Annotated in this window: 10 protein-coding genes, 1 pseudogene and 1 other annotated feature; of the genes and pseudogenes, 6 read left to right on the top strand and 5 right to left on the bottom strand. The window is 42.8% G+C overall.

The genetic code is table 11. The features are described from left to right. Window positions 1-345 precede the first annotated feature (345 nt). Window positions 346-1570 (top strand): annotated as a pseudogene (locus tag B4K26_RS04260) (IS3 family transposase). Next, window positions 621-737: a sequence feature (AL1L pseudoknot), on the top strand. (Overlaps the previous pseudogene by 117 nt.) Window positions 1571-2089: 519 nt before the next feature. Here the strand turns inward: B4K26_RS04260 and B4K26_RS12850 are convergent. Both B4K26_RS12850 and B4K26_RS04255 read right to left on the bottom strand, forming a co-directional pair. After that, window positions 2090-2230, bottom strand: a complete 141-nt coding sequence (locus B4K26_RS12850; RefSeq protein ID WP_068407396.1) for a transposase — start codon at window positions 2228-2230, stop codon at window positions 2090-2092. A 103-nt stretch (window positions 2231-2333) separates the two neighbouring features. Then, a complete protein-coding gene (locus B4K26_RS04255) occupies window positions 2334-3137 on the bottom strand; it encodes a helix-turn-helix domain-containing protein (RefSeq protein ID WP_296243770.1) in 804 nt (267 codons plus the stop codon). A 342-nt stretch (window positions 3138-3479) separates the two neighbouring features. Between B4K26_RS04255 and B4K26_RS04250 the strand changes: the two genes are divergently transcribed. The 5 genes from B4K26_RS04250 (at window position 3480) to B4K26_RS04230 (ending at window position 9850) form a co-directional block, all read left to right on the top strand. Then, a complete protein-coding gene (locus tag B4K26_RS04250; protein WP_296243769.1) occupies window positions 3480-4472 on the top strand; it encodes a proline racemase family protein in 993 nt (330 codons plus the stop codon). A 124-nt stretch (window positions 4473-4596) separates the two neighbouring features. Next, window positions 4597-5844: an NAD(P)/FAD-dependent oxidoreductase gene (locus B4K26_RS04245; RefSeq protein WP_296243768.1), complete on the top strand. Its 1248-nt coding sequence runs from the start codon at window positions 4597-4599 to the stop codon at window positions 5842-5844. A gap of 96 nt (window positions 5845-5940) precedes the next feature. Next, window positions 5941-6804: a 4-hydroxy-tetrahydrodipicolinate synthase gene (gene dapA, locus B4K26_RS04240; protein WP_296243766.1), complete on the top strand. Its 864-nt coding sequence runs from the start codon at window positions 5941-5943 to the stop codon at window positions 6802-6804. A 53-nt stretch (window positions 6805-6857) separates the two neighbouring features. Continuing rightward, window positions 6858-8342, top strand: coding sequence for an aldehyde dehydrogenase (locus B4K26_RS04235; RefSeq protein ID WP_296243764.1), 1485 nt, complete (start codon window positions 6858-6860; stop codon window positions 8340-8342). Window positions 8343-8401: 59 nt separating this feature from the next. Next, window positions 8402-9850, top strand: coding sequence for an alanine/glycine:cation symporter family protein (locus B4K26_RS04230; RefSeq protein ID WP_296243762.1), 1449 nt, complete (start codon window positions 8402-8404; stop codon window positions 9848-9850). Between the two features lie 562 nt (window positions 9851-10412). Here B4K26_RS04230 and B4K26_RS04225 read toward each other — a convergent pair. From B4K26_RS04225 to B4K26_RS04215, 3 genes are all read right to left on the bottom strand, one after another. After that, window positions 10413-11621, bottom strand: a complete 1209-nt coding sequence (locus B4K26_RS04225) for an MFS transporter (RefSeq protein ID WP_296243761.1) — start codon at window positions 11619-11621, stop codon at window positions 10413-10415. Window positions 11622-11745: 124 nt separating this feature from the next. After that, window positions 11746-12600: an HpcH/HpaI aldolase/citrate lyase family protein gene (locus B4K26_RS04220; protein ID WP_296243760.1), complete on the bottom strand. Its 855-nt coding sequence runs from the start codon at window positions 12598-12600 to the stop codon at window positions 11746-11748. A gap of 50 nt (window positions 12601-12650) precedes the next feature. Next, window positions 12651-13817 (bottom strand): CaiB/BaiF CoA transferase family protein, encoded by a 1167-nt coding sequence (locus tag B4K26_RS04215; protein ID WP_296243759.1) that lies wholly within the window; start codon window positions 13815-13817, stop codon window positions 12651-12653. Between the last annotated feature and the right edge of the window lie 91 nt (window positions 13818-13908).

Here is a 13908-nt window from a genome sequence, read left to right as displayed (position 1 = left end):
CGGATTTGACGGCAGGGGTCAAGTAGCTAATCATAATTTATTAGATTCTGATAAGTAAAATCAAGATGGGTTTATTGGCGTTACATATAATTCTCGGTGAAAGAAAAATATTTACTATAATATTAGCCTATAGACCAACTTTGATTAATTTACTTTAAGTATTAAAATTAGTTGATAAAATATCCAAAATATAAAAACCCTTACAGCCACAGGTTCGTAAGGGTTTTTTATTGTCTAAACTTTAGTAAAATAGAATTATATAAAAACTATTTAATACTTTGTCATCTGAACCTTCTGAACCGCCCCAGTATTGTCGGAGACTCAACATTCTGAGAGAATACGTCAATGAAAAGACAAACCTACACTCCTGAGATTAAAGAACGCGCTGTTCGTATACTGATCGAAGCAGCAAACGACTATCCCTCCACATGGTCAGCTATTCAAGCCATTGCCCCTAAGATTGGCTGCACGCCTGAAACCCTACGATCATGGCATAAAAAACACATTGATCAAACTATTCCTGCCTCAGTGCAAGCGCAAAGCGACAAAGAGCGCATCAAAGAGCTTGAACGCGAGAATAAAGAGCTTAAGCAGGCTAATGAAATCATCAAAAAGGCTGCCGCTTTTTTCGCCCAGGCGGAGACGGGTCGTCCACCCGAGTAATGATCAGTTTTATTGATAATAATAGAGCTAAGTATGGGGTCAAGCTGATTTGTAGAGTCCTACCGATTGCCCCGTCGACTTATTATTGTGCTAAAGACTTAAGCAACAACCCTCAGAAGCGCTCATTACGCAGTCAACATGACGACTATTATCTCAGCGAGATTAAACGTATTTGGCAGGACAGTAAATGTCGTTATGGTGCGCGTAAAGTCTGGCAACAGATGAAAGCGGAGGGGTTAAAGGTTGCGCGTTGCACCGTAGAGCGTTTAATGAAGCAGTATGGTCTACAAGGCACTTGGCGTGGTAAGGGTAAGATAAGATAACCACTAACAGCCGTGATGACCAAAAGCGCGCTGATGATTTGGTCAATCGTAACTTTAGCGCCCATCGCCCTAATCAGCTATGGGTGGCGGACTTTACCTATATCAAGACGACAAGCGGCTGGGTATATACCGCTTTTATTATTGATGTGTTTGCTCGCGCTATTGTGGGCTGGAAAGTCTCTAATCGTATGAACACTGATATGGTGATGGCGGCATTAAATCAAGCGCTAACAGACAGGAATAACCCTAAGGATGTCATTCATCACAGTGATCGAGGCGTTCAGTACTTATCCATTCGCTACACCGATAAGATGGCTGACAGCGGTGTTATTGCTTCTGTTGGTACAACAGGCGATTCTTATGACAATGCATTGGCTGAAACGGTCAATGGGCTGTACAAGTCTGAGGTGATTCATTATTTAAAGCAGAACTGGACTGGTGTGAACGATGTTGAATTAACAACCCTTGAGTGGGTAGATTGGTTCAATAAAACACGACTGCATAGCACGATTGGTTATGTGTCGCCCTTTGAGTTTGAAAAGCGGTATTATGACAATTTAATCCTGTCAGACATGGCTGCCTGACTCAAGTAAATCACTCTCCGATATAGTCGGGGCGGTTCACTCCTGAAGAACCTTTCAGTTGGGGCGTTGTCCCATGAGCGAGGTTTAGCAAAGCACTGCTTTGCCCGAGTGCAAGACGAAGAGCTGTGCCCATAGTGGATTACTACGACGCCTGATACTTTGTGTCATACCCTTACAACTTGCCGCGGATTCAGCGAATTTCTTGCTGGTATAATGGGTTCCCTGATCGGAGTGAAATAACACACCACTGGGTCTGATTCTACTTTGATATGCTATCTGCAACGCATTAGCGGTCAGCACACTGTCAGAAATTCTGGCACGGTAAATCTCACCACACGACGAGCGTACAAGTCTAAAACGACGGCTAAATAACACCAGCCACCTTTGTTACGGATATAAGTCACATCATCCGTGCAAACTTGATGGGACGCTGTTGGGCTAAAGTTGCGAGCTAGGATATTGTCATGCGTTTTATGAATTGCCAGCTGTAGGTGCTTGGTCGTTCATTTCTTGTCGATACTAGATCAGCCATTTCTGAAAGGTAAATTTGCCTATCCTTAAGGAATCGGCCACGTCAGGTATTTTACGTTTTTGATCAACGACTAAACTAATAGCTTCAAGCTTGAATTCTCGGGTATATTGATTGCGTTTGCTGGTCATACTATGTTCATTCTTTGAGTTAGCATAACTTCTTAGTAGCTATCCAATTTAATGGTACTACTACACAACCCTATAATATGATACGAAAGAAAAACCTTGGTCACTATATTTTAAAATGCATCTTACGAAACTTAATAGGTGACATTCCAGTAAATTGCTTAAACTGCCGACTAAAAGCACTATGATCACCATAACCACAATTTAAAGAGATTTGCGTCACTGTGAGCTTATAATCTGCCAAAAGACGAATAGCATGCTCTAAACGAAGTTTTTGTACAAACTGAATCGGTGACATATTAAGTACTGCCTTAAAAGTACGCTCTAGTTGTGATTGACTAAGATTCGCCAGCGTCGCTAAATGCACAATATGAATCTTTTGATCAATGTTGTTTCGTACATACTCCTCTACACTTGCCAAGCGAGCGTGCTTACGCAATATTCGCTCATTATCTTCATCGATATCGACCGATATGCCCACCATTGCTACAATACGCCGTTCTGTATTATATACCGGTAGCTTTTGCGTGATACACCACCCTAGCTGTCCAGAAGCATAGCTATGTAACTCCAGTCTATCAGTAATCTCCCTGCCCTCTTTCAGCACTTTCATATCCTGATTAAGGTAATCTTTGCCTTGAGGCTCTGAAAACACTTGCTCTGAAGTTAGCCCTACAAGTTCTTTTTTATCTTTGAACCCACTACGTTTAATCAGTGTCCTACTTACTAATTGATAACATGCTTGGCTGTCTTTCACAAAAAATACCGTGTTCGCCATAGTATCGAGCAAAGGTATTAATAATGATACGTTACCAACAAACTCCTGCAAGTTTTTTGGTCGATAAGCCTGTAGCTGTTTTGACAATCCATTTGTCGGCTCTCTTAACGATAGCATTTGCACATTTTCCATATAGCCTCTCTTGGGCTCTCCTGCTAAACCCTAAAAACATTTTAAAGAAACCTTATTACTATTTAGGCTCTGTACATAAATACTTCATTAGAAAAATAAACTTTAAAATCATTTTACCCTGAGCTTCCCTAGAGCCTAATAACTATTTAGCACGTTAGGTTAATAACATATGACCTTTATACCGTTATATCGCTCTATAACCTATGCAGAAATGCGCATTTATTCATGGAAAAACAACAAGCCCCCTTTTACGAAACGGGGCATTCTATATCTATGCACTATTTATTAATAATTAAGTGCTACGAACACACCTTAATTCATGGATGAATCGGGAAGTTAATTATGTCTGTCATACTTTTTAATTTTAAAATCATTGATTCGCACACTGGCGGTGAGCCTACTCGCATGGTGTACGAAGGCTTCCCAAACCTTAATGGGTATACCATTCAAGAAAAACTCCACGACTTTAAACAAAACTTTGATCATTTACGTCAAAGCATCATTCTAGAACCACGTGGCAACGATGTACTTGTTGGCGCTTTACTGTGTGAGTCCACTGACCCTCGCGCCAAGGCTGCCGTTATTTTCTTCAATAATTGTGGCTATTTAGGTATGTGTGGTCATGGCACTATCGGTGTAATTGCCTCACTTGCTTATCAGAAAAAGATTACTCCAGGCGAGCATTACCTTGAGACAACTGTTGGTTTGGTAAAAGCTACTCTGCATGAAGACGGCAGTTGTAGTGTACAAAATGTACCTTCTTATCGCTACCAAAAACAAGTCGCAGTTCAAGTCCCGAATATTGGTCCTGTGTATGGAGATATCGCTTGGGGCGGCAATTGGTTCTTTTTAGTGAGTGAGCATCCCCAAGCCATCAAAGCGAGTAATGTCCAATCGCTTACCCAGTTTAGCTTACAAATCAAATCTGCACTTCATGAAGCTGGCATTACTGGCGCTAATAATGGCGAAATAGATCATATAGAGCTGTTTGGTCAGAGTGAGCTCGCCAGCGCCAATAGCAAAAGCTTCGTTTTATGCCCAGGTGCCGCTTATGACCGTTCTCCTTGTGGGACCGGTACCAGTGCCAAATTAGCTTGTTTGGCAGCGGATAACCTATTAGCTCCTGGGCAGACTTGGGTTCAAGAAAGCGTTATCGGTAGTATATTTAGCGCCAGCTATCAACCTGCTGAAAGGCTTAGCGAAAATCAGTCCGTTTCTCACCCTTATCCTGACAATACTATCATCCCTACAATTCGTGGTTATGCTCATGTCTGCGCAGAGACCTCTCTAATTGTCCAAAATAGCGACCCATTTAAATGGGGTATATTTTTATAACAGCATAGATTCTTTTACAAACCTCTTCTAAGAGACATTTATAAGATTTTTAAGTAGGGACTAAAAGCAGTATTAGATCGAGCAAGACGCATCATATTAATAATCACAAGGAAGTGAGAGCAGCATGGGCAATCAAGAGTTTGATTTACATATTATCGGTGGCGGTATCATTGGCTTATGCGCTGCCGTTAGTCTGCAAGCTCGTGGAGTGCAAGTCGCTATCCTAGAAGCTGATAAAATCGCCCGCGGAGCCTCTTATGGCAATGCCGGTCATATTGCCACCGAGCAGGTCTTTCCTATTGCTGATGCCAATATATTGCAGCATGTACCAGCTATGTTATTAAACCCTGAAGGACCGCTACGCATAGACTGGCGCTACCTACCACGCTTAATGCCATGGGCTTTTAAGCTGCTACTAAATATGCGCCCAGAACCTTTTGCTCATAGCCATCAAGCCCTATTAGCTCTCAATAGTCAAAGCCTACAAGCTTGGCAGGATTTTGCCGACAAATGGCAATTAACATCGTGGATTAAGGTGCAAGGGTCTTTATTAACAGTCGAAAAGAGCACTGGCCTCAATATATTAAAAGCACATGGCCATCGTCTCAATGACCTTGGAGTGAATAACGAACTGCTCTCTCAATCTGCTCTCTTAGACCTTGAGCCTGGGTTAAAAGATAACCAGTTGGGTGCTTTGTTTTTCCCAGAGACCGGACACATCACTAACCTCGAAGCCATGGCTCAGAAATTAACTGATACATTCAGAGAGCTTGGTGGCCAAGTCTTTGAAAACTGCCGTGTCTTGGATGCAAAAGTGACAGCCGATGGCATCACTTTAACGACGGCTAACCAACAAATTAATGCTAAAAAAGTCATGTTAGCAGCAGGCGCGCATTCTAAAGCCTTAGCCAAACAGTTGACGGGCGTCTCAGTCCCTCTCGATACGGAACGTGGTTATCACTTCATGCTCCCTAACGAGACCACACGCTTAAACCTACCCGTTTCGAGTATGGATCGTCGATTTATTATGACACCCATGGACACAGGATTACGCTTAGCAGGCACAGTAGAATATGCAGGGCTCGAGGCTCCGGCAAATATGAGCCGAGCGCAAATGTTGCTCAAACAAGCACAAGCAATGCTAAAAACCCCGCTCGATAGTGAAAATGGCACGCAGTGGATGGGTTTTAGACCCTCGACCGCCGACTCGCTGCCCATTATCGACAAGTGCGGTTCCGTCCTTTTAAATTTTGGCCACCAACACTTAGGATTAACCCAAGCCGTCGTCAGTGCCGAGATGATCACAGCTTTATATTTCGATGAAACTCCTATTATAGACCCCGCTTCTTATCGTTTAAATCGTTTTAAATAATTAAGACCTTACTTCTATGATCATTCATAGAATCTTCACTGTCGCTATTGGCATGCTGCCTACTAACGACTTTTAATATTAAATAAGGATATTTATATGAACATTCATGGCGTTTTAGTCCCTATCGTTACTCCTTTTGATGCCAATGGTGATATTGACACGCAAACTCTAACCAAACTAGTCAATGTCTTTATAGAAAAAGGCGTCACCGGTATCGTAGCCTGTGGTACCACTGGCGAATACTATACTTTTTCACCTGAAGAGCGCGAGCTCGTCCTGAGTACTATTGCTGATACTGCCAAGGGGAAAGTCACTTTAATCGCTGGTATTAACAGCCTTTCGACTAATCATTCCATTGATCTGGCACATCAAGCAAAAGCGCTGGGCTACGATGGTTTAATGCTATCAGCCAATCCTTATAGCCTTCCAGATCAAGAAGGTATTATCGCTCATTTCGAAAAAGTCGCTAATGCGACAGACCTGCCTATCATTATGTACAACTTCCCCGCGCGCGTAGGTGTGAGCATTGAATTTGAAACGGTCGCTCATCTAGCCAAACACCCAAATATCGCAGGCATTAAAGAAAGTAGTGGCGATTTTAGCCATGCGCTGCGCATGCTACAAGCTAACTTAGATAATTTTGAAGTAGTCTGTGGTTGTGATGATCAACCGGTCGACTTCTTCTTTTGGGGTGCAAAAAGTTGGATCGCAGGTGCGGCTAACGTTTTCCCTGGTGAACAGGTTGCTCTATATAAAGCGACACAACAAAACGATTGGAATCGTGCTAAAGAACTGATGACTCACATGTACCCTGCGATCCATTCTATGGAGTCTGGCAACTATAATCAAAAAGCTAAAGCCGGATGCATCAACGGTACCATCGATGTCGGATCTGTACGTATACCATTGACTCCCATGTCAGATGAAGATACCCAAAAATTCTTAACGCTATTGTCATAGTCGTTAAGCTACCTTCGTATCGACAATACCACTTTATATAAAAGGACAGTCTAATGAGTATGACCACAGCGCAAGTATTCGAACTCTCAAAACAACAACAACTTTGGGCAGGCCATCTTATAGCCGCTGAGCAGGTCTCAGACGCTACACTGCCTAACCATAGTCCTATCGACAATAACTGTATCGGTAGTATTGCTAAAGGCAATCATCAGGATGTTGACCTTGCGGTGATTGCAGCTCGTAATGCTTTTGATAATGGAGAATGGCGTCGGATGTCACCTGCAGAGCGCAAAGTTATAATGCAGCGTTGGTGCCAATTAATGCATGAAAATATTGATGAGCTTGCGGCCTTAGATTGTGTCGATGCAGGCAAGCCAATCACAGAATGCCTCGACACCGATCTACCCGCTACGATCGAAACCTTTGAATGGTACGCCGAAACTGCGGATAAAGTTTTTGGTAAAGTCGCACCTACTGGATCTGATGCACTAGGGCTTATCGTACAAGAACCAATTGGAGTGGTTGGCGCAGTATTACCTTGGAACTTCCCTGCACAAATGTACGCTTGGAAGGTCGCGCCAGCGCTAATAACCGGAAATTCAGTGATTGTTAAGCCTGCCGAACTAACGTCACTATCAGCTTATCGCTTGACACAATTAGCGTATGAAGCCGGTGTACCAAAATCGGCCTTACAGCTGATTTGCGGCCTTGGTGAAGAAGTCGGCGCGGCACTCGGGCAGCACATGGATGTCGATATGATTTCCTTCACCGGCTCTACCGAAGTCGGTCGATTATTTCTGCAATATTCTGCGCAAAGTAACCTAAAAGAAGTGGTCTTAGAGTGCGGCGGTAAGAGTCCACAAGTGGTATTTGCCGACGCCCTCATCAATGAGCAAACCGTTGAGCATATTTTGTCAGCGGCTTTTTGGAATATGAGCGAAAACTGTAGCTGTGGTTCACGATTAATAGTGCACTCTAGCCAAAAGAAAGCTTTATTGAGCCTACTACAAGAAGGGCTCAAATCATGGAAAGTAGGCCTGCCCTATGACCCTGAAGTTGCTATTGGGCCTATGATAGAAAAGGCACATTTCGATAAGGTAGTTACCTATCTTGATACTGCTAAAGCTGAAGGCGCTACTTTGGCTGCAGGCGGTCGTATCCATAAGGAAGTTGGCAGTGGTTGGTATATTGAGCCTACCATTTTTGATAATGTTAGCGCAGATATGACCTTGTTCAAGGAAGAGGTATTTGGTCCGATTCTCGCTATCACCAGCTTTGAGACTGAAGAAGAAGCCATTGCGCTTGCTAATCAAAGTAGCTATGGCCTAGCTGCGTCTTTTTATACTCAAAACATCCACCGTGCTTTCCGTGTCGCAGCCGCTATTAAAGCAGGTACCATCTCGATTAATGGCTTCTCTGAAGGGGATATTACGACGCCTTTTGGTGGTTATAAACAGTCGGGCTTCGGTGGGCGTGACAATGGCCTTGAGGCACTATCTCAATACACTCAAACTAAAACTATCTGGTTGGTAAATTAAGCAAAGACGTCCCAAGAACTAAGTCAGCGTAGCCAAAAACATTACAAGGAAGTAAAGTTATGGAAAACATTATTAATACCATCGTCGGGTATATTTGGAGCGACGCGCTGGTCTATCTTGCACTAGGCGTCGGTATCTATTTTACTATCATGACCCGCGCTGTGCAGATTCGCTATTTTAAAGAGATGATCAAGCTGTTATTCGATAAACAGACTTCATCAGCAGGTGTTAGCTCTTTTCAGGCTTTCTGTATGGCCCTATCCGGACGTATCGGTGTCGGTAATATTGCTGGGGTCGCAACGGCTATAGCAGCTGGTGGCCCTGGGGCGGTATTTTGGATGATTCTCATGGGTGTTTTGGGCGGCGCCAGTGCCTTTATTGAATCCACTTTAGCCCAGGTTTATAAGCATAAGGTAGACGACCAATATCGAGGCGGTTCGCCGTTTTATATTGAAAAAGGTCTCAAGTTAAAGCCTTTTGCTATCGTCGTTGCTGCTGTGACTTGTCTCTCTTATGGCGTATTAGTGCCTGGAGTTCAGGCAAATACTATTGCGGATTCCTTTAACACTGCATTTAACATCCCTCCATTTGTGACTGGCATCATAATTGTCGTGCTGCTAGCCATCATCATATTTGGTGGCGTAAAACGTATCGCTAGTTTCGCTGGCAAAGTAGTTCCGGTTATGGCAATTGGTTATATCTTTATGATGGTCATTGTGTTGGTCTTTAATGCTCACAATATTCCTTCTATGTTTGCGCTCATTTTCAAAAGTGCCTTTGGTATGGATGCTGTATTCGGCGGCATGGTCGGTACTGCTATCTCATGGGGCGTACGTCGCGCTGTATTCTCTAATGTTGCAGGGGCTGGAGAAGCTACTTTTAGCTCAGCCGCTGCAGAAGTCTCTCACCCTGCTAAGCAAGGATTGGTACAGAGCTTTTCTATCTACATTGATACCGTACTCGTTTGTACCGCTACCGCTTTGATGATTCTATCAACCGGCATGTATAACGTAACTACCCCAGAAGGGGTAGCGCTGGTCGAGAATATGCCTGGCATTGAGGCCGGCACTGCATTTACACAAGCAGCGGTATCTACTGTTTTTAGCCAATACGGTAGTGGATTTGTCGCCATTGCTATTTTCCTGTTCGCATTCACGTGTTTGATTGCCTACTACTATATCGCCGAAACTACTTTGGTTTATTTGGATAACAAGTTGCGCTACCCCATTCTTAAGCACTTACTAAAACTGATTTTTTTAATTGTTTGCTTCTCAGGCAGTGTACAATCTGTCGGTATGATGTGGGCGCTAGGCGACATTGGCTTTGGCAGTATGTGTTACCTAAACTTTATCGCCATTTTACTACTTAGCAAAACTGCATTAAAGGTGCTCAAAGACTACGATACGCAGATGGAGTTAGGGGTTAATCCTATCTTTGATCCTAGAAAGGCTGGCGTGGATAATGCAGAATTTTGGATAGGCTACAGTGATGAACATGGTCATAAATAATAGTCTTACCTATTTTTTAAACAATATACCTCTTGCAAAAGTCATAGGTTAAGCTCAATATTAACGATACCAGCAAACAGCCGCATTCTAAGATCATAGCGCTGACGACGGTTACGATATTTATGAGCCACTACTCTGAACCGTTTAATTAATCCTATTCTATGTTCAACCATAATAAGGAAATTTGCCAGATAGTGATTGGTCTGTTTGCATATCTCTAATGACTAACCACCACGAGGTTTATTGTGACGTGAAGGTTTGGTTATGTAGTTTTGCTAAATGTTGATAGTCACTATCTGCTAGATAGTCTAGTATTCTCAGGTAACCAGTTAGGACAAGTATCTTTATAGTGAACTATGCCGAAGAATCCATAGACATTAACTTAGGAAATTATAATTTTAAAGAATTTTTATTTGCTGTTTATTTTTATTAAGAGATAGTTTTGAAATTAATATCGATAGCGAAGAATTATCCAATATTTTTACAGTCAAAACACTTAGTTAAAATCTCCTAAATTCATTTCTACAGGTTTGAAAGCATAGCTTATTAAACAGCAGTTACACTATGCAGTATAGGTTTTAGTTTTAACCATTCCAAAACTCGCAACCAACAATGCTAAGACCTGTATAAATAACAACAACCAAACTGTTAGCGGCCATTGCCCATTTGCATATGCTATGCCACATAGCCACGCACCTATCGTCCCGCCAGTATAATAGAACATATAGTACAACCCAGAAGCCAATGAACGGCCCTTTTTCACATTGATAGCGATATAGCTTATAGTCGCTGCTTGAGTAATAAAGACTCCTGATGACATGATCGTTAGCCCAATAATAATACCCCAGATTGGTGTAAATAAAGTTATCAACACTCCAACCATTGAGGTGAATACAGCTACGCGCACCGTACGTGCTGATCCAAAGCGGCGCAATAATGTCGTTGATAAAGGCGTAATAAGCACTCCAATTAAATATACGGCAAATATATTGGCCAATTGTCCTGTGGTGAGCTCATACGGACTTTTTGCAAGATGTAGATTAATAAAAGTGAAGCATCCGACTAGTGAGAACAGCACGCAGGCGCCAAGTAGACAGGCAGTAACCACATAGCGATTAACTAAATGCTTGCCAAGGGTTTGTATCGCCGAGCGGAAGTTTGGATTAGGCTCAAAAGAACGTGATGTTGGCAGTGCCTTACTTACCCAAATTGTTCCTATCAATGTCATCGCTGCCATCACATAATACCCATGACGCCAGCCAAGCAGTTCATGTAAATGGCCAAGTAAAAAGCGCCCCATAAAGCCACCAAATACAGTGCCTGAGACATAAAAAGACATCAAGTCTGTCACTGATCGTCCCTCAAACTCCTCACCAATATAAGCTATAGTTACTACCGTAATGCCTGGCACAGACAGTCCCTGCATGAAGCGCCATAACCACATCCACTCAATACTAGGGCTTTGGGCAATCATTGCTGTCGGTATTGCTAAAAATAATAGCGATCCTACGATAATACGCTTACGACCTATAGCATCTGATAGCATGCCTAAAAATGGCGACATGATCGCAATCGCCATGACTGTCGCCCCCACCGTCATCCCAGCTTTTACTTCGGTCGCCGATAAATCCATCATTAGCACTGGCAGTATTGCCTGTACAGAATATACTTGCAAAAAAGCAAACATACCAATTAAGCCAATGGTAAATTTTAACATCCATGAAGGTGTATTATTTTTTGGGTGAGATAACTGTGCTCTACATTTAGTCATATTTATAGAATTGCTCATGAGGGATTTGACTATGTTATACGCTCTGGTGAGCGTGAATAGTTGAGATAAAGCTATAAGACTCAAAGCACGTTATACTCGATACAAATGTATCGGCGCAAAAAACCTATCGACTTAACAGTTGATAGCAGCGCTTAATCACTGGTGCATCTATCATATTATCTTCTACTTTAAACACTGCCTTTCCAGTGCTTTCGTACTCTGCTATAACACGCTTTGCAAACTCAATATCAGCGTCTGAAGGCCTGAGAGACTCTTTGACGGTAGCGACTTGTTTAGGATGGATACAGAGCATGCCTGACATGCCAATTTGTGACCATAGCTGGACGCGCTGACTGAGACCTTCACTGTCATTAAATTCTGGATAGACGGTGTCAATAGGTGCCGATAATTGATGTACTTTTGAGCTAATAAGTAACTGATAGCGAATTTGATTGGCGATAATATCCGCCGCTGCTGTACCTACTTGTACCCGCAAATCATTGCAAAGATCTAGAAATCCATAACTAAAAGCGACTAATCCTGAAGCGCCGGCCATGTTATCAAGATTGTGTAAACCAACGGCACTTTCGATTAATGCTATTATTGACAAACAACTGAGATGATGAATATATTCAATATCTGCAGCCTGCTCCGCTTTGGGCAATATGATTCCAGCGAGATTAGGCAGCTGCTCGCATAGTTTTATATCTTCAGCATAGCCTGTACTACCGGCCTGATTGATGCGTACCCAGACCGGTTGATAGTCAGCGCTGTCATAGTACTGCTGTAATGCATCGCGAGCCTGTGCCTTGTCTGCTTGTGCAACAGCGTCCTCTAAATCGACAATCACCGCATCTGCGCCACTATCGAATGCTTTTGCGACTCGCTCTATTTTCGTGGCGGGGACAAATAACCAAGTATGAATGTTAGCAAGACCAACTGTCAAAGCAGCTGTGTCTTTATCGATAGAGGTTTGCATGCTTTGCTCCTGAAATATAATTATGAATAAATCACTTTAGACCGTTTATTTTAGCTTATTTTGTCAAATCCAAACTCATGTAGAATTGCTTGTGTGTGCTCACCTAACGCTGGAACATTGCCCATAGCATACTCAAACTGATTATTCACTGCAGGAGGAAGCATAGCTGGTAACTCGTTTTCGCCACTTTTGATAGTGCGCCAGCGATTACGTGCCTGCAATTGTGGATGTTCCCAAACGTCTGGCATCTCATTAACTTGAGCATTAGCAATCTGAGCAGCATCTAAAAGTTGGATGACTTCAGCTTTGGTAAGCTTGGCAAAATTTTCTTCGATAATATTTTTTAGCGCGTCGCGATTTTGTACTCTGAGGCTATTTTTGCTAAAGCGTTCATCAAGAGCAACGTCTGCATCTTGAAGCACCTTTTCACAAAATATTTGCCATTCTCGCTCATTTTGCAGTCCGAACATTACTGAACCATTAGCAGTGACAAACGAACCATAAGGATAGATGGTTGCATGAGAATCGCCATTACGAGTAGGTGCAGCAGCCCCTTCATAAGTATAATATAGAGGGAAGCCCATCCATTCGACCAATGACTCTAGCATCGATACATCGATATGGCTGCCCTCGCCAGTCTGATCGCGTAATCGTAGTGCGACTAAGATTGATGAGTATCCATACATGCCGGCACAGATATCAGCGATGGAGACTCCTACTTTTGCCATTTCATTATCATTACCAGTCACTGACAACAGACCGCTTTCACTTTGAATCAATAAGTCATAGGCTTTTTTCTTCTCATAAGGACCGCTCATTCCATAGCCTGAAATATCGCAGACAATTAATTGTGGATACTTCTTATGTAGCTCCTCATAGCTAAGTCCCATCCTTGTACTAGCCCCTGGCGCAAGGTTTTGTACTAATACATCAGCTTCCGATAATAGTTTGTCTAATACTGGCTGTGCTTCAGGCGACTTTAAGTCTAAGGCAAGACTTTCTTTACCGCGATTGACCCACACAAAATGCGAAGACATACCATCAACACGCTCATCGTAATTTCGAGCAAAATCTCCTACTCCAGGGCGTTCAACTTTGATGACTCTAGCACCCAAGTCTGCAAGCTGACGAGTACAAAATGGCGCTGCAATGGCATGTTCTAAACTGATGACGGTGATGCCATCAAGCGGGCGCTTTTGCTCTGTATGGTTAGTCATAATATGTCCTGTTATCTTGTCAATACACTGGCTAATGTAGCTAAGAAACCAGAGTGCTAAACGGTCTTGGCTGAGAAAAGTGTTCTTTCAA

It is taken from the genome of Psychrobacter sp. UBA6766 (genome assembly GCF_002453355.1).
GTDB lineage: Bacteria > Pseudomonadota > Gammaproteobacteria > Pseudomonadales > Moraxellaceae > Psychrobacter.
The sequence above is the reverse complement of the archived record's forward strand: the minus strand, read 5'-3'. Positions and strand labels throughout refer to the sequence as shown.